This window comes from Alphaproteobacteria bacterium, from assembly GCA_041396705.1.
Lineage (GTDB): Bacteria > Pseudomonadota > Alphaproteobacteria > CALKHQ01 > CALKHQ01 > CALKHQ01.
This window is the reverse complement of sequence record JAWKYB010000009.1, coordinates 35832-61867: the sequence shown is the minus strand read 5'-3', so window position 1 is coordinate 61867 and position 26036 is coordinate 35832. Positions and strand designations below refer to the sequence as shown.

Annotated in this window: 27 protein-coding genes; 14 read left to right on the top strand and 13 right to left on the bottom strand. The window is 69.6% G+C overall.

The window, feature by feature from the left end; all coding sequences use genetic code 11:
- The first annotated feature begins 19 nt into the window (after positions 1-19).
- A complete protein-coding gene (locus R3F55_13900; GenBank protein ID MEZ5668505.1) occupies positions 20-748 on the top strand; it encodes a copper homeostasis protein CutC in 729 nt (242 codons plus the stop codon).
- A gap of 35 nt (positions 749-783) precedes the next feature.
- Here R3F55_13900 and R3F55_13895 read toward each other — a convergent pair whose 3' ends face one another.
- Positions 784-1377: a PAS domain-containing protein gene (locus tag R3F55_13895; protein MEZ5668504.1), complete on the bottom strand. Its 594-nt coding sequence runs from the start codon at positions 1375-1377 to the stop codon at positions 784-786.
- Between the two features lie 163 nt (positions 1378-1540).
- Here R3F55_13895 and R3F55_13890 point away from each other — a divergent pair, with 163 nt between their 5' ends.
- Positions 1541-2035: an Hsp20/alpha crystallin family protein gene (locus R3F55_13890; GenBank protein ID MEZ5668503.1), complete on the top strand. Its 495-nt coding sequence runs from the start codon at positions 1541-1543 to the stop codon at positions 2033-2035.
- Between the two features lie 16 nt (positions 2036-2051).
- On the opposite strand, the gene R3F55_13885 is transcribed toward R3F55_13890, so the two are convergent.
- Both R3F55_13885 and R3F55_13880 read right to left on the bottom strand, forming a co-directional pair.
- Positions 2052-2363 carry a hypothetical protein gene (locus tag R3F55_13885; GenBank protein ID MEZ5668502.1) on the bottom strand — a complete coding sequence of 104 codons (312 nt, stop codon included), beginning with the start codon at positions 2361-2363 and terminating at the stop codon, positions 2052-2054.
- A gap of 67 nt (positions 2364-2430) precedes the next feature.
- On the bottom strand, positions 2431-3012 hold the full coding sequence (locus R3F55_13880; GenBank protein ID MEZ5668501.1) for a PAS domain-containing protein: 582 nt from the start codon (positions 3010-3012) through the stop codon (positions 2431-2433).
- Positions 3013-3238: 226 nt separating this feature from the next.
- Between R3F55_13880 and R3F55_13875 the strand changes: the two genes are divergently transcribed.
- Positions 3239-5023 carry a hypothetical protein gene (locus R3F55_13875; GenBank protein ID MEZ5668500.1) on the top strand — a complete coding sequence of 595 codons (1785 nt, stop codon included), beginning with the start codon at positions 3239-3241 and terminating at the stop codon, positions 5021-5023.
- A 23-nt stretch (positions 5024-5046) separates the two neighbouring features.
- Here R3F55_13875 and R3F55_13870 read toward each other — a convergent pair whose 3' ends face one another.
- Positions 5047-6612: an FGGY family carbohydrate kinase gene (locus R3F55_13870; protein ID MEZ5668499.1), complete on the bottom strand. Its 1566-nt coding sequence runs from the start codon at positions 6610-6612 to the stop codon at positions 5047-5049.
- A gap of 308 nt (positions 6613-6920) precedes the next feature.
- Here R3F55_13870 and R3F55_13865 point away from each other — a divergent pair, with 308 nt between their 5' ends.
- Positions 6921-7769: a hypothetical protein gene (locus tag R3F55_13865; GenBank protein ID MEZ5668498.1), complete on the top strand. Its 849-nt coding sequence runs from the start codon at positions 6921-6923 to the stop codon at positions 7767-7769.
- Positions 7766-7900 (top strand): hypothetical protein, encoded by a 135-nt coding sequence (locus R3F55_13860; GenBank protein ID MEZ5668497.1) that lies wholly within the window; start codon positions 7766-7768, stop codon positions 7898-7900. Before R3F55_13865 ends, R3F55_13860 begins: the two co-directional genes overlap by 4 nt.
- Positions 7901-8015: 115 nt before the next feature.
- On the opposite strand, the gene R3F55_13855 is transcribed toward R3F55_13860, so the two are convergent.
- From R3F55_13855 to R3F55_13845, 3 genes are all read right to left on the bottom strand, one after another.
- Positions 8016-8552 carry a HEAT repeat domain-containing protein gene (locus R3F55_13855; protein ID MEZ5668496.1) on the bottom strand — a complete coding sequence of 179 codons (537 nt, stop codon included), beginning with the start codon at positions 8550-8552 and terminating at the stop codon, positions 8016-8018.
- 570 nt (positions 8553-9122) lie between these two features.
- A complete protein-coding gene (locus R3F55_13850) occupies positions 9123-10313 on the bottom strand; it encodes a hypothetical protein (protein MEZ5668495.1) in 1191 nt (396 codons plus the stop codon).
- A complete protein-coding gene (locus R3F55_13845; GenBank protein MEZ5668494.1) occupies positions 10310-10651 on the bottom strand; it encodes a hypothetical protein in 342 nt (113 codons plus the stop codon). The genes R3F55_13850 and R3F55_13845 overlap by 4 nt, the downstream gene beginning before the upstream one ends.
- 565 nt (positions 10652-11216) lie before the next feature.
- On the opposite strand from R3F55_13845, the gene R3F55_13840 reads away from it, so the two are divergent.
- From R3F55_13840 to R3F55_13810, 7 genes are all read left to right on the top strand, one after another.
- Entirely contained in the window at positions 11217-12176 is a 960-nt protein-coding gene (locus R3F55_13840; GenBank protein ID MEZ5668493.1) for a phytanoyl-CoA dioxygenase family protein, read from the top strand.
- An 8-nt stretch (positions 12177-12184) separates the two neighbouring features.
- Positions 12185-13018, top strand: a complete 834-nt coding sequence (locus R3F55_13835) for a phytanoyl-CoA dioxygenase family protein (protein ID MEZ5668492.1) — start codon at positions 12185-12187, stop codon at positions 13016-13018.
- A 230-nt stretch (positions 13019-13248) separates the two neighbouring features.
- A complete protein-coding gene (locus R3F55_13830) occupies positions 13249-13491 on the top strand; it encodes a hypothetical protein (protein ID MEZ5668491.1) in 243 nt (80 codons plus the stop codon).
- A 309-nt stretch (positions 13492-13800) separates the two neighbouring features.
- Positions 13801-14952 (top strand): enolase C-terminal domain-like protein, encoded by a 1152-nt coding sequence (locus R3F55_13825; protein ID MEZ5668490.1) that lies wholly within the window; start codon positions 13801-13803, stop codon positions 14950-14952.
- Between the two features lie 123 nt (positions 14953-15075).
- Positions 15076-15345, top strand: coding sequence for a MoaD/ThiS family protein (locus tag R3F55_13820; GenBank protein MEZ5668489.1), 270 nt, complete (start codon positions 15076-15078; stop codon positions 15343-15345).
- A 25-nt stretch (positions 15346-15370) separates the two neighbouring features.
- Positions 15371-16465, top strand: coding sequence for an exo-alpha-sialidase (locus R3F55_13815; GenBank protein MEZ5668488.1), 1095 nt, complete (start codon positions 15371-15373; stop codon positions 16463-16465).
- A 141-nt stretch (positions 16466-16606) separates the two neighbouring features.
- Positions 16607-17629: a TAXI family TRAP transporter solute-binding subunit gene (locus tag R3F55_13810; protein ID MEZ5668487.1), complete on the top strand. Its 1023-nt coding sequence runs from the start codon at positions 16607-16609 to the stop codon at positions 17627-17629.
- An 18-nt stretch (positions 17630-17647) separates the two neighbouring features.
- Here R3F55_13810 and R3F55_13805 read toward each other — a convergent pair whose 3' ends face one another.
- Both R3F55_13805 and R3F55_13800 read right to left on the bottom strand, forming a co-directional pair.
- The gene (locus R3F55_13805) at positions 17648-18238 is read right to left on the bottom strand and encodes a transglutaminase-like cysteine peptidase (GenBank protein MEZ5668486.1); all 591 of its coding nucleotides are present in this window, start codon (positions 18236-18238) and stop codon (positions 17648-17650) included.
- Between the two features lie 90 nt (positions 18239-18328).
- The gene (locus tag R3F55_13800) at positions 18329-19600 is read right to left on the bottom strand and encodes a hypothetical protein (protein ID MEZ5668485.1); all 1272 of its coding nucleotides are present in this window, start codon (positions 19598-19600) and stop codon (positions 18329-18331) included.
- A 232-nt stretch (positions 19601-19832) separates the two neighbouring features.
- Between R3F55_13800 and R3F55_13795 the strand changes: the two genes are divergently transcribed.
- The gene (locus R3F55_13795) at positions 19833-20645 is read left to right on the top strand and encodes a hypothetical protein (protein ID MEZ5668484.1); all 813 of its coding nucleotides are present in this window, start codon (positions 19833-19835) and stop codon (positions 20643-20645) included.
- A gap of 43 nt (positions 20646-20688) precedes the next feature.
- Here R3F55_13795 and R3F55_13790 read toward each other — a convergent pair whose 3' ends face one another.
- The 4 genes from R3F55_13790 to R3F55_13775 all read right to left on the bottom strand — a co-directional run bounded on the left by R3F55_13790 (position 20689) and on the right by R3F55_13775 (position 24749).
- Positions 20689-21477 carry an ATP-binding cassette domain-containing protein gene (locus R3F55_13790; protein MEZ5668483.1) on the bottom strand — a complete coding sequence of 263 codons (789 nt, stop codon included), beginning with the start codon at positions 21475-21477 and terminating at the stop codon, positions 20689-20691.
- A 28-nt stretch (positions 21478-21505) separates the two neighbouring features.
- Complete coding sequence (locus R3F55_13785; GenBank protein ID MEZ5668482.1) at positions 21506-22597, bottom strand: ABC transporter permease; 1092 nt, start codon at positions 22595-22597, stop codon at positions 21506-21508.
- A 51-nt stretch (positions 22598-22648) separates the two neighbouring features.
- The gene (locus R3F55_13780; protein MEZ5668481.1) at positions 22649-23695 is read right to left on the bottom strand and encodes an ABC transporter permease; all 1047 of its coding nucleotides are present in this window, start codon (positions 23693-23695) and stop codon (positions 22649-22651) included.
- Between the two features lie 139 nt (positions 23696-23834).
- Positions 23835-24749, bottom strand: a complete 915-nt coding sequence (locus R3F55_13775) for a substrate-binding domain-containing protein (GenBank protein MEZ5668480.1) — start codon at positions 24747-24749, stop codon at positions 23835-23837.
- Between the two features lie 309 nt (positions 24750-25058).
- On the opposite strand from R3F55_13775, the gene R3F55_13770 reads away from it, so the two are divergent.
- Positions 25059-26021 (top strand): acetamidase/formamidase family protein, encoded by a 963-nt coding sequence (locus R3F55_13770; protein MEZ5668479.1) that lies wholly within the window; start codon positions 25059-25061, stop codon positions 26019-26021.
- Positions 26022-26036: the final 15 nt, after the last annotated feature.

Genomic DNA, 26036 nt, shown 5'->3' with positions numbered 1-26036 from the left:
CGAAGGAGCGCAGCGGACGATGCCGGCAATTCTGGAAATCTGCGTCGACAGCGCCGACGGGCTCGCCGCCGCCATCGCCGGCGGCGCGGATCGGATCGAGCTGTGCGCCGCCCTGGCGGTCGGCGGGCTGACCCCGCCATCCTCCCTGATCGCGCTGGCACGCCAGGCACCGGTCCCGGTGCGGATGATGATCCGCCCGCGCGACGGCAATTTCCGGTGGACAGCGGCGGAGGTCAGCCAGATGCAGGCCGACGTCGCCGAGGCGCGTGTTGCCGGGCTGGAGGGAGTCGTGGTCGGCGCCAGCCTGGCCGACGGCAGCCTGGATACGGCCTGTCTGGCCGAACTCCTCGCCGCGCGCGGCGCCCTGGGCGCGACCCTGCATCGGGCCTTCGATCTGGTCCCTGATCCGCACGCCGCGCTGGACCAGGCGGCCGCGCTGGGCTGCGACCATATCCTGACCTCCGGCCAGGAGGTCTCGGTGGTCGACGGCGCCGGCCTGGTCGCCGATCTGGTCGGCCGTGCGGCCGGACGGCTGGTGGTGATGCCGGGCGGCGGCCTGGCACCCGACAGCATCGCCAGTCTGATTCGCCGCACCGGGGCGCGCGCTGTCCATGCCTCGGCCGCGGTCGCCGGCCCGCCGCCGTCGGGCAAGGAGGCGGATTTCGGCTTCGTCGCGCCGGAGGGCCGCATGCTGACCGATGCCGCCACGGTGCGTGCGCTCAAGCAGGCGGTCGTCGCCGCAGGCTGAGTCCGCGGGCGCGGCCCTGCGCCGGGCGGCGCCGGTCAGACCGAGCGCAGCACCTCGATCGACGTCCACTCCGCGGCGCGCGCATCGCGCCCGCCGGCGACTGCATTGTCGATCCGGTCCAGCGCGCCGAGCACGAAGCCGACCGGGCCGTCCGGCCGGTCGCCCCGGCAGAACGGCAGGTGCAGCACCTCCGAGACGATCGGCACGCCAAGGGTAGTCAGCACGCGCTGGTGGGTGGCGATCGGGCGGCCGGTGTCGCGCACGGCCGCATAGACCTGCAGCACGGCGGCCGCATTGTCGCCGAATGTCTGCCGGTCGATCCGCCGCCAAGTCAGCGCCTGGCCGGCGCTCTCCGACAGGTAGCCACCCTGCAGGCGGATCAGCACGCCGCCGTCGGGGGTGAATTCGCAGAGAAACAGATGCGGAAGCAGCCGGGGCGGTATTTCGCCGGGGTCGAGCTGGCTGCGCGCCGGAACCCGGCACCCGTTGCGTTCGCACAGGCTGCCCCAATAGGCGAGCATGTCGCGCGTGACCTGGGAGACCAGCCCGCCGGCGATCGTGGCCAGCGCGGCGAGCGGGTCGGAAGCAGGCTGTCGCTGGTCCGCGTCGGAAGGCGCGCCCGTCTCCATGGATTCCCCTCGCAACAAATGTAGTTCGAAGACTAGCGACGACCCTGAGGCCGCGCAACTCCACCCGCCTGCCGTGAGAGATGCGGCGGGCAAGGGCGGCGCAGAACGCCGTGCGGAGGCCCCGGTTCCCAAGACACGCAGCGTTGATCCAGATCACGGAACCGTGCAGGCCGCCGCGCCAGCATCCATCGCGTTTGCGGTGCGGCCGCGTTGGAGAAGGGTGCCTGCCATGGTCGAAAAGTCGGAGCTTTCCCGCAATACACCGGACTGGTGGTCGCAGTTCTTTGCGCCGGTGCGACAGTTCGGCGAGCGCGTCGCGGAGTTCTTCGCACCCAGTTCGGAAGCGGCCGCGACGCCGGAGGCCTATGAGGTGTCGATCGAACTGCCGGGCGTCAGCGACGCCGACATTCACGCCGAGATCCGCGACGGCAGACTGACCATCAGCGGCGAGAAGAAGGCCAGCCGCGAGGAGAAGGGCAAGGATTTCTACTTCTCAGAACGGGTCTATGGCAGCTTCCGCCGCACGTTCCGGCTGCCCGACGACGCCGATACGGACCGGATCCAGGCGGTGCACAAGGACGGCGTCCTGACCGTCACGATTCCGAAGCGCGTGCCGACCGCGCCGGAGGCCAAGAAGATCCGGATCGAGCGGCCCTGAGCGGCGCCGCCTCGCCTCAGCGCGGCCCGGTGCGGGTGGCGCGGGCGAGCCGCGCCGCGGCGTCGTGCAGCGGCGCGCGATGCCCCGCGTCGACCGGATGGCCGGTCTCGATCGCAGCGGCGACCTCGTCGAGGATGTCGGCGAACAAGTACCAGTGCAGGTGGATGCCCACCACGCGGTGGCCGTCGCCGCCCGCGCGCACCAGCTTGACGGCGACGCCCTCGGCGTCGGCTTGGGCCTGGAACGACGAATGGCGCGTGAACGAGCCCATGTAGGTCTTGTCGGGGAATTCCAGCGAGACTTCGGCCTTGTCGGCGACCGGCTTCATGACGACACCGTGCAGCGGTTGCGGGGCTGGCGCACGGTACCGCCTTTGCCGGCGGCGCGAAACCGGGTCAGAGCGGGTCGACCAGCTTCACAGCGAACCGGCCCCACAGCGCGCCCTCGGCACTGGCCGGGTCGGCCTCGTCGATCCGGTCCAGCGCACCCAGCACGAAGCGCGCCGGCCCGCCGGGCTCGGCGGCGAGCGGCGTGTGCAGCACCTCGGCGACGATCACCGGGCAATCCGGCCGCATCGAGCGCTCGTGCGTGCCGATCGGCCGCTCCAGCGCGCGCACGGCGTTGTAGATCGACAGGATGGCGGACGAGTTCCCGCCAAACGACTTCGGGCCGATGCGCTGGCCGGTCAGCGCCTGATAGGCGCGCGAGCCGAGATAGCTGCCCTGCAGCCGGATCAGCACGCCGCCGTCGTCGAGATACTCGCACAGGAAGATGTGCGGAAGGATCCGGGAACCGATCGCCGCCGGCTCCACCATCGCCCGCGTCGGCAGGCCGCCGCAGCGCCCACGCAGCGCGGTCCAGAAATCGAGCAGGCCACGGGTCATGTCCGAGCGCAGGCCGCCCGCGACGCGCACGAAACCGTCCAGCGCGCCCTCGGCGCCGAGCGGTTCCCCCCGTTGCGTCGCGTGGTTGTGCATGACCCGGCAACGGTGCGCGCGTTCCGGCACCAGTCGGCCGCGCGCATCCCCAATAAATTGCGTTTAGTGAAGCGCTAAACCTTTCAGGATTGCAAGACCATTCACAGTGTCGAGCACCGGCGGCGCGGCAGCACCCGACGCAACGGGTTGAGTTTCGCCGCGGTCCGCGGCAGGGTTCGCCCGGCCCGGCCCGTACCGGGCGAACGCGATGCGAAGGGACCGGCCGGTGCGGCGATTGCGGATCGGGCTGATCTTCCTGTCCTGGTGCCTCGCCGGCCCGGCGCCCGGCATGGCGCGGGCCGAGCCGGCCTGGGCCGCCTGGCAAGGCCAGGGCGCGGACGGCCTGCCCTCCGGCCGCCTCGCCTTCGGTACCGTTGCCACCGACACCATCGTGCTCGATGTCGCCTGCCATGCATCAAACCCGGCGCAGAGCGAATATGCGCTCTATCTCGATCTCGCCCAGCATCGGGAAGGCGACCAGGTCGACGTGCTGTTCACCACGCGACGCGACCAGGAAAGGCGTTCCGCCACCGTGGTCGAGGACGCCTTCGGCCTGCACGTCGCCGGCGTCCTGCCGCGCGACGACGTGCTGTGGCAGATCCTGAGCGACGCCAGCGAGGCGCAGGTCAACGTCACCGACGGCACGGTCGCGACCCTGCCGCTGGCGGGCAGCAAGGCGGTCATCGCCCGGTATCTGGCCATCTGCGCCGCCCTGCCTGCCGCCCCGGCTGCAACGGCCGCCGCCGCACCGGCAGCACCGGCCGAGACGCCGACCGAGGATGGCGCCGCCGCGCCACCGACCGGTCCCGCCGCGACCGGCGCAACGCCAGCCGACGACGACGCTACCGAGCCGACGGCGGCGCCGGCGGACAGCCCCGCTCTGGCGAGCCTGACCGCCTCGCCGGACGCCGCGACGGCCGAGGGGCCGACCGCCCTGCCCGGCCCGCTCTATTCGACCGGCGCGGGCCCGGTGCCCGCCTTCTCGTCGTTCCGCTACGGCATCGTGCTGACCCCGATTCCGCCGGGCACCGAGCTGATGGGCACCACGCGAACAGCGCACGACGAAGACAAGGACTGGGTCGAGGTCTCCACCCGGCGCGGCGCCGGACCGGTGGTCTGGGTGCTGCGGCCGCTGCTGACGCCGATCTCGGGCGGCGCGGCGGCGTATCGCAACCTGAACAGCGCCGCCAACCTGCTGATGCGCGCCAACCCGGCACCGGACGCGCCCGTGGTCGGGACGATCCCCGGCGGCGCCGACGGCATCCTCGACCGCGGCCAGCGCCAGGGCGATTGGGTGCTGGTCGCCTTCCGCGGCGTCACCGGCTGGGCGGCGCACGACTACCTGCTGCCGATCCTGCCGCCGCTGCCACCCGATGCCGACCAACAGGGGCCGAGCGCGCCACTGGGCAACCAGACCCCGTTCGCGCTGACCTACGGCACCTGGCAGGCCGCCTGCGATCCGTGCCGCGACCCGGCCGACGGCCCGCCATGCCGGCTCAGCACCCGCTCGGTGGCGACCCAACGGCAACCGTCCGACCTGCGCATCGACGTCACCGGCACCGCCGCGCAGCCGCGGCTGGAATGGCGCTACACCGCCGGCCCCGACCTGCCGGCACCGGAAGCCGAGGCGGCGGTGCTGACACTGGCGGTCGACGACGACCTGCCCCACGCCATCGCTCGCACCAACTGGCGCGTCGAGCGCGGCACCGGCACCGTCGTCATGCCCGGCGGCGCCTTCGGCTCGCTGATGCCGCGGCTGCAGGGCGGGGTGTCGCTGGTTCTCTCGGTCAGCGAACCGGCACGCAGCTGGGACGATGCGTTCGAGCTGTTCGGCTTCGCCAACGCCCTCGCCGCCACGACCGCGCGCCTGCCGGTGGTCAGCGAGTTCGACGGGGACCGGTGCACGGCCAACCGGCAGGCAGCCGCTGCACCGCCCGCGCCCGATCCGGATCGGCAGGGCAGCGAACAACCCGCCGCGGACGCGTCCGGCGCGCCGGCCTCGTCGAACTGAGGCAGGGACCCGTCGCTGTCGCGTCAGCCGCCGCGCGCGGCCCAGTGCAGCGGCTGCAGCGCCTTTACCGCCGGCTGCCAGACCTCGCGGAAGCGCTGGCGGTAGAGATCGCGCCACTCCGGCACCGGCTCGATCCGGTGCACCGTCTGCGGCACCGCGGCCAGCGCCGCGTCCAGGCCGGCATAGACGCCTGCCGCCATGCCGGCGAACAGGGCCGCGCCGAGACTGACGGCCTCCGGCACCTCGACGACGTCGAGGGTGCGGTCGTAGACGGTGGCCTTGATCCGCAGCAGCAGTTCGTTCTTCGAGCCGCCGCCGATGATGCGGATGCGCCTGATCGCATCGGTGATGCCGCCCGCCCCGGCCGCCTCGCCGGCCAGGATCCGCGGGATCGCGCCCATCGCATCGGCCAGGTTCTTCAGGTCGAAGGCGACGCCCTCCAGCAGCGCGCGATAGAACACGGCCGGGGTTGCATCGGTGCTCAGCCCGATGAATGCGCCGCGCGAGCGGTTGTCCAGGTTCGGCGGCGTGCCGAGCCGAAGGTGCGGCAGGAAAGTGACGCCCAGGCTGCCGGGCGGCACCGTGGCCGCGCCGGCGTTCAGCGTATCGAAGTCGGCGCCGCCGGCCAGGTTCTTGCGGAACCACTCCACCGCGGCGCCGCAGGTGTAGAGGCCGCCCAGCGCCAGGTACATCGGCCGGTCGACGACGAACACCTCCTGCTCGAAGCCCTGGGCGAAGATCGCCGGTTCGTCGATCGGCCGGTCGATCGCGAACAGGCAGGCCTCTGAGGTCCCGAGCGAGTCGATCAGCGTGCCCGGGGTGAACACGCCGACCGCCAGCGCGCCGAGCGGATGGTCGTGGCCGGCGACCGCGGAAACGCAGTGCGCCGGCAGGCCTGTGGCAGCAGCGGCTTCCGGCGTCAGCGGGCCGAGCCGCGCGCCCGACGGCAGCACCTGCTGGAACAGGTGGCGGGGGATGCCGGCGTCGTCGATCAGATCGTCGGCCCAGGCCAGGCTGCGCATGTCGAGCGCCAGCGTGCGCGAGGCCAGGCTGTAGTCGGTCGCCACCACGCCCGATAGCCGGTAGTTCAGATAGTCGGCGACCGTGAGCCAGTGGGCGGTGCGGGCGAAGGCGTCGGGGTGGTTGCGCTTGAACCACAGCATTTTCGGCAGTCCGGCGATCGGGTCCAGCCGCATGCCGGTCCTCAGCGTCAGCGCATCGTCGCCGTGGCGGGCGCGCAGGTCCTCGCACTCGGCGTGCGAGCGCTTGTCGAACCAGGCGATCGCCGGCGCGGTCGGCTCGCCGGCCGCGTCGAGGCCGATCCCGGTCTCGCCGACGCTGGAGGTGCCGATGCCGACGATTCGCCGCGGGTCGTCGACGCCGGCCAGCGCCTGGCGAATGGCCGCGGCCGCAGCGCGCCACAGCGCCTCGGTCTCGTAGCCGGCCCAACCCGGATGCGGATAGTCCATCGGCGTCGGCTGCGAGCCCTCGGCCACCGGCCGGCAGGTCTCGGCATCGAACACCAGGGCGCGGACGCGTGTGGTCCCGGCGTCGAGTCCCACCAGCAGTGGCGCGGACGGCGCGCTCACGTCGTCGCCTCGCTCTTCGGGTCCATCATCGGTTGCGGCCTCCCCTCCGCCATGCGCGACGCCGACCCAAGTCGCGCCACGCTAGAAAGCATGTCGACGCGCGCGCCGGCAACCGGCATCGGGACCTGGCGGCCCCGGCCAAATCCGAACGTCTCATTTGTTCGTGCGGCGATACAACAGTAGCAATCTGCCTGCAATTGCGCCATTGTCCGGCCCGTTCGGGCGGGACGTCCGCTTCGACCCGCCGCCGCGCCAGCCTTTCAATCCCACCGACCGCGGGCCCGATCGGGCCCAGGAGCAGATGACCGATGGCCTCCCTGAACGCGAAGCTCGCCAACATCCGTGCCGGCCGCTACACGCCGGCCGATTTCATCATTGCCGACGCCAAGGACGGCGACATGGGCTTCGGCCGGGCGGCGCCCGGGCCCGACCCGTCCGGCAAGGGCCTGAAGAACCGCCGCCAGTACCTCGACGCCATGACCGAGATGGCGGAGAGCGGCCTGCTCGACATCCTGCTGTGCTCGGCCTCGACCTGCGAGATTCTGGCGCACGAGGGCGTGTTCGCCCGCACCGGGGTGACCCCGGCCGTACGCTACAACGACACCACCTGCATCTGGTCGCAGCGCGGCGGCGCCTATCGCGAGAGCGCCTCGCGGCCGTTCCGCACGCTCGACCTCAGCAGGGTGCGCGGCATCGCCAGCCTGGGCCTCTATTCGGTCACCTTCTCCAACGACCGCGACCGCGACCTGGAGCAGCTGGTCGAATACAAGAAGTTCCGCGCCGAAGCGGCGGGCCATGGCCTGGAGCATTTCCTCGAGGTGTTCAACCCGGCCTTCGACGTGGGCCTGCGCGACGGCGTCGACCTCGGTACCTTCGTCAACGACTGCATCGTGCGCGCGCTCGCCGGTGTGACCTCGGCCGATTTTCCGGCCTTCCTGAAGATGGTCTACAACGGTCCGGCGGCGCTGGAGGAACTGGCCAGCTACGATCCGTCGCGGCTGGTCGTCGGCATCCTCGGCGGCGGCAAGGGCACCACCCGCGATACCTTCGAGCTGGTCCACCAGACCCAGAAATACGGCGGCCGGGTCGCGCTGTTCGGGCGCAAGATCAACCTGGCGGTGGCGCCGGTGCCGCTGGTGCGCCTGATGCGTGGGTGATCGCCGGCTCGGTGAAGCCGAAGAAGGCGGTTGCCGCCTATCATGCCGAGTTGAAGAAGCTGAAGCTGCAGCCGGAGCGTCCGCTGGCCGACGACAGCGAGATCACCGAGTCCGTGCTGAAGGCCGGCTGATCCAGGCGCGCAGCCGCGCCGGAGAGAAGCGAAGAGAAGGGCGGCGCAAGCCGCCCTTCGCGTGACTGGCGCACCGCCCGGCCCTGTTTCTCACGCTTTGTGTGCGCCCCGGGGCCTACGCGGGCTTGCCCGTTGCGCGCCCGACAGGTCGCCGGCGCGCCGTGGCGACCAGACGTGCCAGGGATTCGGATACCCCGGAGTCGGTACCGTGGCGCGGAGGCTGCTTCGCAAATTCGTCAGCCAGGGACCTGTCGGCGCCTCGTTCGAGCGCGCGCAGCGCAAAGGCGATTTCCGCTGGCTCCGCCTTCCGGTCCCGCGCGACGGTCTTGAGCGCGGCAACGGCCCGCTCGTCGGGTCCGATCCTGGCCAGGGCTGCCAGAGCGCGCAGGCGCTGCGGAGCGTCCGCCTTCTCCAGCACCGACAGGAGATGGGGAATTGCATCGCTTTCCCGCAGGCGGCCGAGGACGTGGATGGCATTGCCGACCTGATAGCCCGACGCGCCGATCTCGCCTTTGGCGACACCGGCCAGCACCGCCCTTGCGCCCTCGATCCGCAACAGGCCGCTGACGATGCTGTCGTCGATTTCGGTGGCGCTGAGAAACTGCAGCACCGCCGCTCGCCGGTCAGGGGATTTCCGGGTGGCTCGCGCCATAGCGTCAACTCCCGAAGCGCCAGGAAGTGTCCATGTAGGCCCTCATGTGGCGGGCTCCGACTCGCATCCGCCAGCAACGCCGCGAAGGCCGGGCTGGCGGCGCGAAGGCCCGTATGCCATGCGCATATCGCTTGGCGTAGTCGCGCGCAGAGCATGGCCTGCACGGGTCTGAGCCCCTCGCCCGATGCGCCGACCCAGGGCCACATCAGGTTGCCGCTGTCGCCCCCATGCGGCAGCGACAACGAATGTCCCAGCTCGTGCGCCAGGATCCAGACGGCATCGTCCCAGTCGAAGGCGGTCTCCTCGCGGTCGCCGATCACCACATAGGCGGGCGCCTTGGCGGCGTCGTGCGGCCACGGTGTCGACACGCCATACCCAGCGGCGCCGTCCAGCGCCCTGACGAAATAGGCGTTGACCACGCCGACCTGATTGAGCCGCCGCGCGTAGCTCTGGAAGCCGCCCATCAGCAGCGCGTCGTCGCTGCGCACGGCATGATCGACGATGGCGATCAGGCGGAAATGGATCTGAGCCTGCGCCCAGATGGCGTTGACCGATCGCTCGCCGCTGGCTTCAGACCGCCCGCCCCGGTCGAACAGATCCCGTATCTGGTCGATCGAACGGCGGTACCGGGCCCGGGGTGCCGGAACGACCCGGCTCCGCCCGCGGGAAGATCGCGTCCCTGCGCCGCCGCTCGGAGCTTTCCGGGCGCGCATGATGTTGTAATCGGACACCATCGTACCGGCGTCGTCCTGCGGCAGCGCCGCCGCGATCGGGTCTTCCGCGGACCAGACGGTGCCTTCGCCATGGCTGGCTCCGAAGATGCGGTGCGCCACCACCGGCAGATCTATCGGCAGGAACCTGCGCAACGCCATCAGGCACTCCGCTCGTTTTCAACTCAGTCATAGGTGCCAAGGACGAAGTCGTCGGGGCCAGGTTGCACTCGACCGTGCCGCTCTTCAGATCGACCTCGACCGTGTCCCGAAACCAGGTGTTGTCCCGCGCTTGCAGTGTCGCGGTGTTGCCTTCGCCGACATCGATCAGCACGTCGGCGTAGAACCATGGGCACGCCGTGGTCTCGTCACGTTCGAACCGATTGCCACCCGTACTCTGGCCACCGCCGCCGAAGTCCGGCCTCGCCTCATCCTGGATGCAGATGGACCCGACGACGGTGCGCAACGCGTTGTCCTGGAAGACCGGACGCGCGTCGGCGCCGATCCACATCAGGCTCGGCGGTTGCCACGCCAGTTCCGCAGGTGCCTCAGGGCCCCAGCAATAGGCGTAGGGGCCCCGGCTGAGGAACGGGATCTGCCGGATGTCGTTGTTGACGAAAACTGGTGCGACGGGACGGCTCTGATAGCCGACCGGGGGCTCGAACGCGCCAATCCTAATCTGCGCGGCCGCGATCAGCGGATTGTCTTCGAAGCAGGCCGCGGCCGAGACAAGCATGCTGTTGGCTTGGATCCTGTTGGCGCGCCACAGCAGATCCCCGGCAACGAAGATGGTCGCGAACTGGAACCAGTCGGTCTCGTTGCGGCTGTAGACCAGGTCCGCGGTGAACCCGTTTTCGGAGATCAGCGGAATGGCCTCGTCCGGTGCGCGCGGTTCCTCGCGGGTACAGGTCACGATGAACTCGCAATGGTCGAGCTCGTTGTTCTGAAAGATCGTGTGGCCCGGCGAGGCGATCACGAACCGGTTCCCGCGAGCATGCTGTGTCGACACGCAGCCCTCGATCCGCCCGCCGAACGCGAAGAAACTGGTCATGTAGGTCCGTCGGCCGACGATGCGCAGGCGCGGACCAGCGGGAAGAGCTCGCCCGCGATCTCATCAGCTTCGCCCACGGACATCTGGAGGTCGTACGCCACGTCCGTGACGCAATAGGCCCGCTCGAAATAGCCGGAATAGACTGCGGCGCGTTCGACAACCGCATCCGGGTCGTTGGTGACGACCGCGCGATCGCAGACCGCCTCCAGGGAGCGCCTGCTTCTGACCGCGATATCGGACAGCGTGCCGCGAAGATCGAGGCAGATCTGGATCCCGGCGCCCAGGTCGTATTCCCGAGTATCGTGCTTTCGCGCGCCCCTCGCCGCGGACTTCGACATTGGGCGGCACAAGGATGGGGAAGACCTCGCCGTGCTCGCCGGCATAGGTGCCGGCGGCGGGGTGGACCGTCTCCGGCAGGTCCACGGTGTCGCCATATCGCTCAGCGATCAGGTCAATCGCACGCGTGAGCGAGCGCAGCGCCGGTCGGTACCCAATCCGCTGTTGGCGTCGTTTCCATCCGGGGCGACGTAATACGCCATGCTTGTTCCCTTCCCTTGGACGGCGGGGACCGCCGGAGTTGGTGTCGGCTTGAGCAATCCGGGACCGGGGTCGGGACCGCACCACTGCCGCTGCGACCCGCCATCGCGCGAATGGCTGCTGTCGCCCAGACAGCCTGAGCGGTTCCGCACGCGCACGCAAGGCAGACCACCGCCGCGGCCAAAGGGTCGCACCGGCGCTTCGCGTCCGCCAGCGAGCCCGTCCGAGGGCGGGAACCGGGTCAAGGGTCCGCACGAACCGCCTGTTCTGCGTTGCAGTGCGGCGCTGCCGTCGCCAGAAAAACGTTTCGACGCCATCGCCGGCACCTGTAAGCTGTCCGCAAAGTGGCGTTCGGGGAGGAAAGCCATGGCACTGACCGCGGAACAGCTTGAGCGGTTCCATGAGGACGGCTTCGTTATCGTGCCGGACGTGTTCGAGCCGGCCGAGCTGCAGCCGACGATGGATGCGATCGCCGAGCTGGTCGACCTGTTCGCCGACCAGCTTTATGCCAATGGCAAGATCCGGTCGAAACACGCGGACAAGGACTTCCACCACCGGTTGGCGGCGATCGAGCAGGAGCACCCGGAGACCTCGGTGCTGCTGCATCAGTACAACGTGCTGCCGCTGGCGCTGGCCCGGCTGTGGTCGTGCGACAAGCTGATCGACATGGTCGGCCAGATCGTCGGCCCGGACATCGCCGGCCACCCGATCTGGAACATCCGCTCGAAGACGCCGCAGACCCGGCGGATGACGGTGCCGTGGCACCAGGACACCGCCTATCTGCTCGCCGGCGCGGAGACCACGTTGCAGCCCGCCGCCTGGATTCCGTTCGAGGACATCGACGCCAACATCGGCGCGATGCAGGTGATCCGCGGCGGCCACAAGCCCGGTCAGGTGTTCAAGCATTACCGCGAGCGGCTGATCGGCCACTCCAAGAGCTGGTACCTGTTCATCCCCGACAACGCGCTGCCGCGCGACCGCATCGTGACCTGCGAGATGCGGTTCGGCTCGGTGCTGCTGCTCAACCAGCTGGTGCCGCACCGCAGCCTGGAGAATTTCTCCGACAAGGTGCGCTGGAGCGTCGACCTGCGCTGGCAGGATCCGAAGCTGCCCAACGGCGTCGAAGGCCACAGCGAGCCGATCGTCATGCGCAAGGCCGACGACCCCGGCTGGCGGCCGGACTGGGAGGCCTGGATCGCGGCGGAGGAGAAGCGCCAGCAGGCCTGGCGCGGCCGCAAGGGCATCGGCGATCTGAGCCTGGACATCGAGGGCGGCTGGCTGGCGCGCTGGCCCGACCCGGTGCCGGAGGGCGCGCGGATCGAGTAGCAGTGCGGATGCAGGCGGGGGATAACGAGATGCAGCAGGCGGTGGCGGACGACGCCCAGGTCGAGGCGATCGTCGAGGAGCTGATGAACGGCAGGGGCTACTACGTGCTCGAGGACGCCTACGACGCCGCGACCGTGGCCGAGGCCCGGGCGCGGATCGTCGAGCTGGCCAGCCTGCCGCCGCCGGACGTCGACAAGAAGGACGCGCTGTCCGTGCTCGCCGCCACCGACCACGTCTGGAACCTGATCGACAAGGGCGCGGTGTTCGAACGCATGGTGCAGCACCCGACCGTGCTGGCGGTGTTCGCCCGGATCCTGGGCAGCGAATTCAAGCTCGGCTCCTATGCCGCGCGGATCCAGCGGCCCGGCGCGGAGGGCCAGCTGCCGCACCTCGACTATCCCTATTGGGACCTCTACGACCGCCACACCTTCCCGCGCAACATCAACACCAGCTTCCGGATGAACTGCCAGGTCACCGTGATGCTGGACGACTTCACGCTGGAGAACGGCGCGACCATGGTGGCGCCCGGCACGCAGCTGTCCGGGCAATGGCCGGACAAGGACGCATTCTACCGCCAGATGATCCAGACCACCGGCCGGGCCGGCTCCGCCATGCTGATGACCGGGCTGCTTTGGCACGGCGCCGGCGCCAACCGCACCGACAGGCCGCGCGTCGGCCTGCTCGGCCAGTTCCTGCCGAAGTTCGTCAAGCCGATGGAGGACCAGCTCAGGAGCGTGCGCCAGGAGGTGATCGACCGCGCCTCGCCCACGCTGCGCGCCCTGCTCGGCGTCGACTATCCCTATCCGCAGGTGCTCGATACCGGCGCCGGCGCGGCCTACTGAGCAACCGGCGGCGGCAGGCCGGCGGCGCGACAGCCCGGAATCCCGAACGGTCGGGCGCCGCGCCCCATTCCGGCCCCGGCCGTGCCATGGTCCCTGCCCGCAATCGCCCCGCAAACGCCCCGTGATTCAACGAAAGATAACGGGCCTGCCCTGCGGATTTCAGCTGACCCCGCCCACATCCTGGCCATGAACGGCGCCACTCCGGTGCCGGCATGCGAAAGGATGAGACCATGAGGAAGATTGCGATGATCGGCGCCGTCTTGGCCGTCGCATCCGGCGTCGCGGCCTGCGGCCAGACCCCGGCGGAGCGCATTGCCAGCGGCGCGGTACTCGGCGCGGGCGCGGCAGCCCTCGGCGCCTGGGCCTATGACGAGAACCCCGGCCGCGCGGCCATCGTCGGCGCCGGCATCGGCGGCATCGGCGGCCTGCTGACCCCGCCGGGGACCTTCGACTCGCCCAATTACGGCTACTGATCCCATCGGCCCGTCCCCAGCGGGCCGTCCCACGGCCGCCGGCACCGCGCTGCTCTCCCCGTCCAGCACCGCGCCGGCGGCCGTTTCATTTGTCTGATGCCCACTCGCCTGCCGCGTCTGGCGCCGTCGCGCGCGAAGCCCTAGGCTCGGTGCCGGGACGCGCAAGCCGGCATCAACCGATGCCGCCGCGCCGCCCGTGCCGAGGCCCAACGCCGGCGCCGACTAGGTTAGGCCAGGGGAGCGGGCGCCGTGGCGGGATCCATCATTTCCAGGATCGAGATCTGCGACTTCACCTTCGCGGTGAAGAACATGGGCGTGTCGAAGGCGGCGGCCGCGACCGGCGCCTGGCATGCCGGCGGCTCGCCCGGCGGGGCGATCGAGTACAGCCCGGGCGCGGTCACCGAGATGTCGCGCTATGCCTTGGCGATCGAGACCCGCGACGGCTGCCGCGGCGAATATGTCACCCACTGGGTCGGCACCCGGGCCGCGCTGGCCCAGAGCCTGATGCTGGCGCCGAGCCTGCTCGGCCGCGATGCGGAGCAGCGCGAGGCGATCTATGACGACCTGAAGCGCGAGCTGCGCCAGTACGATCACATGGGCCACGGCCCGCTCGACATCGCGCTGTGGGACCTGGCCGGCAAGAAATACGGCTGCTCGGTTTCGGCGCTGCTCGGCGGCTGGCGCGACCGGCTGCCGGCCTATGCCTCGACCTATCATGGCGACCGCAACGGCGGGCTCGCGTCGAAGGAGGCGTTTGGCGAATTCGCGCTGCGCTGCAAGCAGATCGGCTACCGGGCGTTCAAGATCCACGGCTGGCACGAGGGCGACCGCCGCGAGGAGGCGGCGAACGTGCTGCACGTGCGCGACCGGGTCGGGCCGGAGATGGACCTGATGATCGACCCGGCCTGCCAGCTTAGGACCTTCGCCGATGCGCTCTATGTCGGGCGCGCCTGCGACGAGGCCAACTTCTTCTGGTACGAGGACCCGTTCCGCGACGCCGGCACCAGCGCCTTCGCCCACAAGAAGCTGCGCGAGATGCTGAAGACGCCGATCCTGCAGACCGAGCACATCCGCGGGCTGGAGCCGAAGGCCGACTTCCTGATCGCCGGCGGCACCGACTTCCTGCGCTCCGACCCAGAATACGACATGGGCATCACCGGTGCGATGAAGATCGCCCACCTGGCCGAGGCGTTCGGGGTCGACTGCGAGGTGCACGCCTCCGGCCCGGCCCACCGGGCGGTGATGAGCGCGATGCGCAACACCAACTATTACGAGGTCGCCCTGGTCGGGCCCGACTGCCCCAACGCGGTGCCGCCGGTCTATGCCTGCGGCTACAGCGAGCAGCTGGACTGCGTCGATGCCGACGGCTGCGTGCCGGTGCCGGCCGGCCCGGGCCTGGGCGTCACCTACGACTGGCACTACATTCGGGCGCACACGCGCCAGCGCCACGAATTCACGTGAGCGGCTCGCGAACTCTCAAGCACGAGGAGCCTGCCGACGGCGTTGATCGGCGATCTCAGCTGGAAATGCGATGACCAAGCGTCATAGCATGCTTACATAGGTGCTTGCGCAAGGGGCTAACGTATGGCCACCGTCAACTTCACCGCCCATCTGCGCCGCGTCGCGCCCGCGGGTTCGGTCTCGGCCGAGGGCGATACCGTGGGTGCGGTGCTGGGCCAGGTGTTCGCCGGGTACCCGAAGCTCGGCACCTATGTGCTCGACGACCAGGGCCGGCTGCGCAAGCATGTGGCGATCTTCGTCGACGGCGAGCGGGTGATGAACGACGCTGTGCTGGACCATGAGGTCCGGCCCGACGCCGAAATCTATGTCATGCAGGCGCTGTCCGGCGGCTGAGCGGACGACAGGGGAGGTCACGCGCATGGGCAAGTCCGTTCTGGTCTCGACGCGCAAGGGGCTGTTCACGCTGGCGCGGCGCGCCAATGGCTGGGCCGTTGACCGCGTCGATTTCCTCGGCACGCCGATCTCGATCGCGCTGGCCGATACGCGCGACGGCGCGCTCTATGCCGCCCACGACAACGGTCATTTCGGCACCAGGCTGCACCGCCGCGAGGCCGGCGGCGCCTGGCAGGAGGTGGCCGCCCCGGCCTTCCCCAAGGTCGAGGGCGCGGACGAGACCGACGGCAGCAAGGCGCCGGCGGTCGGGCTGATCTGGGAACTGGTCGCCGGGCCCGCTGCGCGCCCCGGCGAGTTGTGGGCCGGCACCATCCCGGGCGGCCTGTTCCGCTCGGCCGACCGCGGCGACAGCTGGCAGCTGGTCGACTCGCTGTGGAACGAGCCGCGGCGCGCCAAGTGGTTCGGCGGCGGCAAGGACCAGCCCGGCATCCATTCGGTGGTGATCGACCCGCGCGATGGCGACAGCATCACGCTCGCCGTCTCCTGCGGCGGGGTGTGGAAGAGCGGCGACGCCGGCACCAGCTGGAAGCAGGCCGGCACCGGCATGCGGGCCGACTTCCTGCCGCCGGAGCAGGCCTATGACGAGACCAACCAGGACCCGCACCGGCTGGTACTCTGTCCGACCGCCCCGGACGTGATGTGGGTGCAGCACCACTGCGGCCGCTTCCGCTCCACCGATGCCGGCGCGACCTTTGCCGAGATCAGCGGCACGCCGCCGTCGGCCTTCGGTTTCGCGGTCGCCGCCCATCCAACCGACCCCGACACGGCTTGGTTCGTGCCGGCGGTCAAGGACGAGTTCCGCTATCCCGCCGACGGACGGGTGGTGGTCGCGCGCACCCGCGACGGCGGCCGCAGCTTCGAGACCCTGACCCGCGGGCTGCCGCAGAGCCATGCCTACGACCTGGTTTACCGCCACGGCCTGGCCGTCGACGACGCCGGCGGGACGCTGGCCATGGGTTCGACCAGCGGCGGCGTCTGGCTCAGCGAGGACGGCGGCGACAGCTGGGCCGCCCTGGACGCCCGGCTGCCGCCCGTCTACGCGATCGGCTTCGGCGACTGAGACCGGCGCGCGGCCGAGGCGCTCGCGAAACGCGAAATTCGGGTCCGTCCGTCCACCCTTTTTGAACCTTTCCGGCGATCCATGTTATGGAAACGGGGCCGGACGACTGCGTGCCGTCGATGACCCCGGGGAGGTTGGTCGATGCTTCGCCTGCTCTGCCTCGCGGCGATCCTGACCGGCGGACTGGCATCCGGACCCGCCGCCACCCAGGACATTCGCGCCTATGCCTTTGCCACCGGCACCACCGGCGGGGTCTACTATCCCGTGGGCGTGGCCATCGAGGCCCTGGTCAAGGCGCTGCTGAGGGATCGCGCCGGGTTCGAACTCAGCGTCCAGCCCACCGCCGGCTCCGGCGCCAACATCGACCTGTTGCGCGACGGGTCCGCCTCACTGGCCCTGGTTCAAGGCCTGCACGCGCGCCAGGCCGCGTCCGGCGTCGACCTGCCGGACGACCCGCGCGCGCAGCCGGACAGCGGCGCGGCGCTGCGCTCGATCGCCATGCTCTGGCCCGACGTCATGCATGTGGCGCTGCGTGAGCCGCTGGTGCAGTCGGGCTTCGTCGACGATCTGTCGTCGGTGGGCGCGGCGCGGCTGAGCTTCGGCCGGCGGGACTCCGGCTCGCGCGCCTCGACCGTCGCGATCCTGACCAATCTGGGCATCGAGCCGCTGGCGCTGGACCCGGTCGACGTCGGCGGCTACGACGCGGCGGTCACCGCGTTCGTCGAGGGCAGGATCGACGGCATCGTCATGTTCGGCGGCATCCCGATGCCGGCCATGGTGCGACTCGCCAACGCTGCCGGCGCCGATCTGCGCCTGCTGCAATTCGACGAGGCGGAAATCGCCCGCGCCAACGGACCGTTCACGGACCTGTGGGTACCCCATGTGGTGCCGGCCGGCACCTATGGCCTGGGGGCCGACATCACCACGCTCGCCGAGCCGAACGCCCTGCTGGTCCGGTCCGACATGCCGGAACAGGACGTCTATCTGATAACCCGCGCGATCTTCGAGAACCTCTCGTTCCTCGGCAACATGCATCCGGCCGCGCGCGCCATCGCGCCGGATACAGCCCTGCGCGGCATGGTATTCCCGCTTCACCCGGGCGCGCTGCGCTACTTCGACGAGATCGGCCTCGCGGTGCCGGACCGCCTGCGCACGCTGCCCTGAGCGCCGGCTGACCGCCCGTCAACGGCTGCGCCAGGCGCCCACCTCGTTGATCGACATGATCGGGGTGTAGTGGGCCACCCGGCTGGCGGAAACGACGCCGGAAATCTGATTGTCGAGCAGCACCACGTCGCTGCCGGTGTTCACCGCCAGGATCGCATGCTGGATGCCGAGATTCTCGTCCATCACCACGACGATGCGCATCGCGGCGGCCGGAACGCCCAGCCCGCGCAGCGTGAAGTACTTGCTGATCGCATAATCCTCGCAATCGCCGTAGACATCGTAGAACTGCAGCGGCGTCTCCCAGTAGTCGGCCGTCTGCCAGTTCGACGGATCGGTGACATAGTCGAAGCCATTGAAATAGGTGTTGACCGCCTCGAACAGCGGCATGCCGCTCATTCCCTCCGAGCGGTTGATGAAGTCGGCCCAGCGCGCGATGTGCGCGCACAGGGCAAACGCACCGGTGGTGCAGGCGCTGGTCATCTGCTGGTACTGGGCGGTGTAGCGCTGCACCATCTCCGCGTATTTCGGGAAGGCCGCAGGCCCCGGCATCGCGAACTCGCGCGACGGATCGAACAGCGTCAGCGCCTGCGCCGGAGCAGCCAGGGCCAACGTCAGCGCAGCCGCTGCGGGAAGTCCTGCCGCATGTGCCGCTGCCGCGCGACGACGGGCCGGGTAGCGCATCGGTTTTCTCCTCTTCGATCAGGATGAGCGTCCGCGCCGGCCGGCACCGCCTGTCAGCCAAACCAGCAGGCAACCGCCCAGGCCGAGCAGCGCCACCGGCGCCAGATAGAGATATTCCTGCCTGCCGAGCCGCGCGGCGCCGGCGAGCGCCTCGCCGGTGTCGATCGACGTCACGATCGCAACCGGCAGGCGGTGGAAGCCCGCGCTGGCCGCGATCACCCGGCCACCGCCGATGTCGCGGAACAGACCGGACGTGCCCGGCGAACGCAGCGCCTCCGCCCAGGCCGGCGCCTGCGCATCGGTCAGCATCAGCGTGGCGCCCGGCGTGCCGTCGCGCAGCGGCGACAAACCGGTCAGCATGTCGCGATGGCGGCGGACCGCGACCGCCTGCAGGGTATCGAACCGGTCCTCGCGACCCAGCAGCCGGCCGGTGTCGAACACTTCCTCCAGCAGGCGCAGGCCGAGGATCCAGCCCTGCTGCGACTCCGCCCGCTCGTTGTCGAGAAAGCCGTAGGCGGGCTGCAAACTCATGAACAGCGGCCGCCCGTCGGGCGCGTCATAGGCGATGGAATCGTGCGATTGGCCGCGTGCCGCCTCCAGAATGAAGGTCCGGATGTCGTAGGTGAGCGGCGGAAACTCGTCGGTCGCGACGATGGTGTCGCCGACCAGGTTGACCAGCGCGATGCCCTCGAAGGCGAATTCGCCGAGGATCAGGCTGGTGGTGTCGGTGATCGGTTCCGGCGCCGGCGTCGCCGCCTCCGGCTCCGGCGACGCGCGCTCCGGCAGGTTCGCATCGACCGCCGGCGGTCCGTCGCCGACCTGATAGCCGTGCTCGGCGGCCACGACGGCGAGGTCGTTGCGGATGTAGTCCAGCTGCTCCGGGCCGTCCATGATGCGGTCCAGGTCGCCGCCCTGCTCGCGCATCTCGGTCAGGAACAGCGCGATGGTCGGGCTCTCCGCGACTTCCGCCAGCGCGGCGACGTCGTCGTCGCCGTCGGCTTCCAGGCCGTCGCGCAGCGCGGTGGCCAGATCGAGCAGGCGCGTTTCCCACGACGCCTGCTCCTGCTGCCGCAAGGCATCGGCCTGGCGCTGCACCAGCAGCAGCGTGGCAGCGAGTGCAAGTCCGGTCAGCACCAGCATGGCCAGCGCGGCCGTGACCCGGCGTGCGCGGCCGTCCGCCGCCCGCGACGGCACGGCAAGGCCGGGCGCGTCGCCGCTGCCGTCCCACGCCGCCGGCGAGGGTTGCTGCGGATGCTCGGCTGAGGTGGGCCGGGGGCGCCCACGGGCCACGATGCGCTCCTTTCGCCGCGTTCGGCTTTCCACTGCACGCAGTGCGGGTGCCAGTAGAGCCGCTGGCCGACGCCTTGTCCAGCGGCCGCCGCCGCATCGCCGCGCCCGCGCCTCACCGCGCCGCCTGTGACCGGGAACACACCGGCCGGCGCATGAATGCACGCCGCAGTCCGTACCAAATGCACAACCGCCGGGCACAACGGCGTCCGTTCCCCAGTCACAGGAGTACGAAATGCCGGTCCCCAGCCTTCGCTTCGAAACGACCTGGAGCTTCCCCTTCCCGGTGACCACCACCGGTGCGGCCACGGGCCTGACCATTTGCCTGCGCAACGGCGACCCCTATCTGGCGTTCCTGACCCAGACCGGGTTCGACGACGACGTGGTCTATCTGCACACATTCGGCGGCGACGAGGCCTTCCGCCACGTCAGCCCGGTCGGCTACGAGACCATCTCGGGCATGGCCTACGACCCGTTCCGCCGCGTGATCTGGGCCTGCCAGGCCACCAACGACGTCGACACGATCCTCGCCTTCGATCCGACCGACGGCCTGCTGACCGCAACGCGCCTGGCGCTGACGACGGCGGGGCTGTACCGGCCGGAAGGGCTGGCCTGCAACGGGTTTTTCTTCGTGCGCGGCGGCGGCGCCACGGCCGAGCTGTGGGCGACCAACGGCCTGCTGCTCGGCGTGCGCGACTATCCCGGGCGCAGCATCAGCGGGCTTTCCGCCTCGCCCTGGAGCTACTGCTTCGTCGACCGGCAGAACGACGAAATCGTCGTCATCGGTCCGCTGGGCAACGAGATCGCCGTGTCCAGCGGCGTCGGCGCCAAACAGGGCATGGAATCGATCGCCTTCGACTATCTCGGCTTCCGCGACATGGAGCACATCCCCCAGGTCTGGGCGGAGAACGGCACCATCGGCGACCCCGGGACCATCTACCATCCCGACACGCCGTGGGACCCGGAACCGTTCGGCGGCCGCCATCGGCTGTACATCGCCAACGAGGTCGACCAGACGATCTACGCCGGCTACCTGACCGCCCAGTAGCGGACGGCGGCGCAGCGGCCCGCGGCGGCCCCCGCGGGCCGGCTCAGTGCGTCATGATGATGTCGGTCAGCTCGTTCAGCGAGGTGTCGGCCTTCAGCGCGCTCTTCACGTTCTGGCCGTGCGCCATGATGGCGAAGCGGTCGCAAACGCGGAACGCGTGGTAGAGATTGTGGGTGACGAAGACGCAGCTTACCCCGCTCTCGGCCAGCTCGCGCATGATCGCCAGCACCTTCTCGGTCTCGCGCACCGACAGCGCGCTGGTCGGCTCGTCGAGCAGCAGGATGTCGCGCTTGAAGTGCACCGCGCGCGCGATCGCCACCGCCTGGGCCTGGCCGCCCGACAGCTCCTCGACCAGCAGATCGGGCGAGGTGATGCCGGCGATGCGCACGTATTTGTCGAGGATCTCGACCGCGGTCCGCCGCATTTCGCCCATGCGCATGAAGCCGAGCGGGCCCTGCGGCTCGCGCCCGGCGTAGATGTTGCGCATGATCGACATCGAACGGACCAGTGCGATGTCCTGGTAGATCGTCTGGATGCCGGCTTCCTCCGAGCGGCGGCGCGTGCTGATGTCCACCGGCTTGCCCTCGCGGAAGAACTGGCCGCGATCCGGCGTGACCACGCCGGAGAGGATCTTGATCAGCGTCGACTTGCCGGCGCCGTTGTCGCCGAGCAGGCCGACGACCTCGTTCCGCCGCACCTCGAAGTCCACGCTCATCAGCGCATTGACATGGCCGTAGGTCTTGGAGATGCCGCGCGCCTCGAACAGCGGGGTCGCGCCGGCCGTCCGCGGGGTGGCGGCCGCAGCGGCCGGTTCGCTGGTTTCCACGCTCATCGCGCGCCTCCTCCGGTCGCGGCCACGGCTAGAACCGTCGCCTGAACAGCTGATTGATGATGACGCCGAACACGATCATCATGCCGGCGAAGGCGTCGAGGTAATAGGTCGGCAGCTGGGCGTGGGTGGCGATGTTGCCGAGCAGGTAGTACACCGCCGAGCCGAACACGATGCCGATCACCGAGCCGCGGCCGCCGAACAGCGAGAGCCCGCTGACCACGCAGATCGCCACCGCATAGAGCTCGATGAACAGCTGCGGGTTGGTCTCCGCCTTGCCCAGGCGGGTGATCGAGAAAATGCCGGAGATCGTCGCGAAGACCGAGCTGAGCACGAAGGCGATGGTCTTGGTGCGCACGACGTTGATGCCGGCGAACTGCGCCGCCTTGGTGTCGCCGCCGGCGGCGAAGAAGTGATTGCCGAGGAAGTGCCGGTTCAGCAGCAGGTAGGCGATCGCGGCAAACACCAGGAACCAGAGGAACGAGGCGGGCAGGAAGCCGAACAGGTTGTCCCAGGTCGCTGCCTTGAAGTCCTCCGGCACCTTGATCGTCAGCGAGGTGCGCCCGCCATAGAGATTGACGATGTAGGGCGCGGCGGTGCGCACGATGAACAGCATCCCCAGCGTCGTGATGAACGACGGGATGCGGAAGTAGAGCGTGATGAACGCGTTGAGCAGGCCGATCGCCGTCGCGACCAGCAGCGCCACGATCAGCGAGATCGCCCAGGCGACGCCGTTCGCCGTCAGCCAGGCGCCCTCGCCCTCCGCGAACCAGCCCCACCCGGCGATGACCGGCGCGGAAGCGTCGTAGAAGGACGCCATCGCGAACGGGGCCGCGACGAAGACCGAGCCGACGGAGAGGTCGAACTCGCCGGCGATCATCAGCAGGCCGACGCCGAGCGCGACCACGCCGAAGGTCGGGATGGCGCGCATCAGCAGTGTCGCGTTGCGCTGCGACAGGAACAGGAAATCGTCGGGGAAGATCAGCGAGGCGACGATGCAGCCGGCCAGCAGCAGCAGGAACAGCAGCGCCACCGGGCCGGCCGGGTGCAGGCGCAGCCGGGTGAACCAGCCGGCACGCCGATAGCGCGCCTCCGCGTCGACCATGTGGGTGGCGGCGGTCATCGTCCCGGCTTCCGACACGCAGTACGACGGGCGACGCGGTGCACGCTCATGTCAGCGCCGCCCGCGTACCAGGGTGTTCAGAACGACCGCGGCGATAATCAGGGCGCCGAGCAGGCCCTTGAACAGCGTCTCCGGTGCCGCGATCAGCACCAGCACGTTGTCGACCGTCTCGATCAGCGCGGCGCCCAGGATCATGCCGAGCACCGTCCCGCGCCCGCCCATCAGGCTGACGCCGCCGACCACCACCGAAGCGATCACCTTCAGCTCGAAACCGCTGGTCACCGCGAAGGACGGCTCGATCTCGTTGATCATGGTCGCCTGCATGATGCCGGCGAATCCGGCCGCGGTGGCGCAGATGATGAAGGCGATCAGCTTGGTTCGCTTGACGTTCACGCCGACGGCGGTGGCGGCATCCCGGTTGCCGCCGGTGGTGAACATGTGGTTGCCGAGCCGGTGCCGGTTCAGCAGCAGGTGCGCGGCAAAGCCGATCAGGATCAGCCATACCATCTGGGCATAGAGCGGGCTGACGATCTCGCCGGTGAACAGAGTGGTCAGCGCATCGGTCTGCTTGCCCCCGGCCTGCTCGCAGGTGCGGCAGGGAAAGAACGGCATGCTGTCGGCCTGGTCGCTTTCCGGATTGATCGAAACGAAGCGGATCACACCGCGCAGGAAGAACATCATGCCGATGGTGGCGATGAACGACGGAATGCCGACCCACGCGGTCAGATAGCCGTTGAGCGCGCCGACGATCATCACCGCGACCAACCCGCCGATCAGGGCGAGGATCAGCGGCCATTCGAACTGCGCGAACAGGATCGCCACGATGAACGCCGCCAGCGTGTAGGTGCCGGCAGTCGAGATGTCGAACTCGCCGGCGATCATCAGCAGGCCGACGCCGATCGCCGCGATCGCCGTGGTCGGGATCTTCAGCGCCAGCAGCACGGTCAGGTTGTTGGTGGTGGCGAAGGCGAAGTTGGGCGTCGAGACGCTCCACACAAAACAGACCGCAAGAAACACGCCGTACACCAGCACGACGCTGATGCCCTGATAGCGCTTCAGGCCGACCAGCCATGGCGGGCCCTGGTCGCGGCGGCGCATCGCCGCAGGTCGGTTTCTGTCGTCTGGGTCACTGCCTCGAGCTGTCCCGAATGCCCCGGCCTGCCGCCGGCAGTGGCACCGGGCGCGACCGAGGTCGCGCCCGGCCCGGAGTCACATCCGCAGGATCACGGCCGGCGGGTCAGCGGTAGGTGCCGCCCCAGTCCAGCGCGAACTGCCCGTTCGACGCGTCGATCAGGTTGTTGCCGGTGTCGATGTCCGGCGGCGTCAGGCCATAGCGCACCGCATAGGCGGCGAACATCACCGGCAGGAAACCCTGCCAGAACGGCTGCTGGTCCATCGTCGCCGTCGTGATGCCGGCCATGATGTTTTCCATGATCTTCGGGTTGGTATCGAAGCCGCCGTTGGGGATGCTGTCGATGCCGGCCTCGGCCGCCGCGTCGGGCGCGACCGTGGTCGGCGTGGTGCCCAGCCCGATGATGCAGGTGATGTTCGGGTTGGCGATCAGCGCCTGCGAGATGATGGTCAGCGCCTCGGCATCGACCGTGCCGGTGCCGACGATCTCCGACGTCACGCCGGCCGGCTCCAGCGCCGACTGCACGCCCTGCGCGCGCTCGATCGCATAGGTCAGCTCGGGGAACTCGACCGGCAGCAGGCAATGGTCGCCTGCCCCCAGGTTATGCTCATCGATCATGCGCTGGCCGATGATGTTGCCCGACGCCAGGAAGTCCTGACCGACGAAAGCCTGGCGGGCGTTGCCGGCCGCATGCTGCGGATCGTCGATGTTCTGGGCGATGACGATCAGGCCGGCGTCGACCGCCTTCTGCACCGCCTCGTCCAGCGCATCCGGCACTGTGATCGTCGGCAGCACCGCATCCTGCCCCTCGGCGATGGCGGTCTCGATCAGCTCCGCGTGACGGGCGGCATCGCCGTCGGCGTTGACATAGGTCAGGTCGACCTGGAACAGGCGGGCCGCCTCTTCCGCGCCGAATTGCATCGGCTGGAAGAAGGTCGCGCCGGAGCAGCAATGCTGGATGAAAGTGACCTTTACCGGTGCCAGCTCCTGTGCCGTAACGGCGCTGGAAATACTGACCAATGCGGTAGAACCGGCGATGGCAAGCGCTGTACGCAGTCCGATAGGCGTAGTAGTCCCTGTCCGCACGACCTTCCTCCCCTTTATTCAGTCGTTGCCGAATTATTAGTCGGGTCAGCTTAGGTCGCCGCCAAGCCGCGCGCAAGGGCGCCAAGTCGGGCGAGAAAACAGCGGCGCAGGACCGACGGCGGCGATTACAGCGCCGCCGCGGATCGGTTGATAATCCGCGCCGCGCCGCCGCGGCCGCCAGCGAGGAGGGAATGCGCGATGGATTCGCCGGAACATGCAGCAGACTGGCTTGCCGGTTCGATCATGCAGGCGCGCGGCGTCGCCGGAGGCGTCGGCGGTACGACCCACCAGTTGACCGAGGCGGTGCAGGGCACCTTCCACTACACCATCGGGCCCTATTCGGCGCCGGTGCTGACCGTCAGGCCGGGCGACCGCATCGTGGTCGAGACCCGCGACGCCTTCGAGGGCGCGATCAAGACCGAGGCGGACAAGCCGAAGGACAAGCTGCGGATGCCCTTCGTCAACCCGCAGAACGGGCCGATCATGGTCGAGGGCGCGGAGAAGGGCGACGCGCTGGCCGTGCACATCGAGAGCATGGCGCCGCGCGGCCCGAACCCGCGCGGCACCTGCTGCATGATCGAGGAATTCGGCGCGCTGACCGGCACCTACTATACCGCCATGCTGAACGACCCGCTGCCGGAGGTGGTGCGCAAGGTCGACGTCGACGAACACAACGTCTACTGGAGCGACCGCGTCACCCTGCCCTATCGCCCGCATATCGGCACGCTCAGCTGCTCGCCGGAAATCGACAGCATCAACTCGCTGACGCCGGACAACCACGGCGGCAACATGGACCTGCCGGACATGGGCCCGGGCAGCATCACCTATCTGCCGGTGCGCACCGCCGGCGCGCGCCTGTTCATCGGCGACGCGCACGCCTGCCAGGGCGACGGCGAGGTCTGTGGCGTCGCGGTCGAATACCCCTCGACCACGACCATCCGGGTCGACCTGATCAAGGGCTGGACGATCCAGTGGCCGCGGCTGGAGAACGACCAGGTGATCATGGCCATCGGCAGCGCCCGCCCGTTGGAGGACGCCACCCGCATCGCCTATCGCGAGCTGGTCCGCTGGATGGTCGCCGACTTCGGCTTCGACCAGTGGGACGCCTACATGATGTTGAGCCAGTGCGGCAGGGTCCGCCTCGGCAATTTCGTCGACCCGAAATACACGGTCGGCGCCGCCATCTCGAAACGGTACCTGGCCTGAATCGGCCGGAACAGG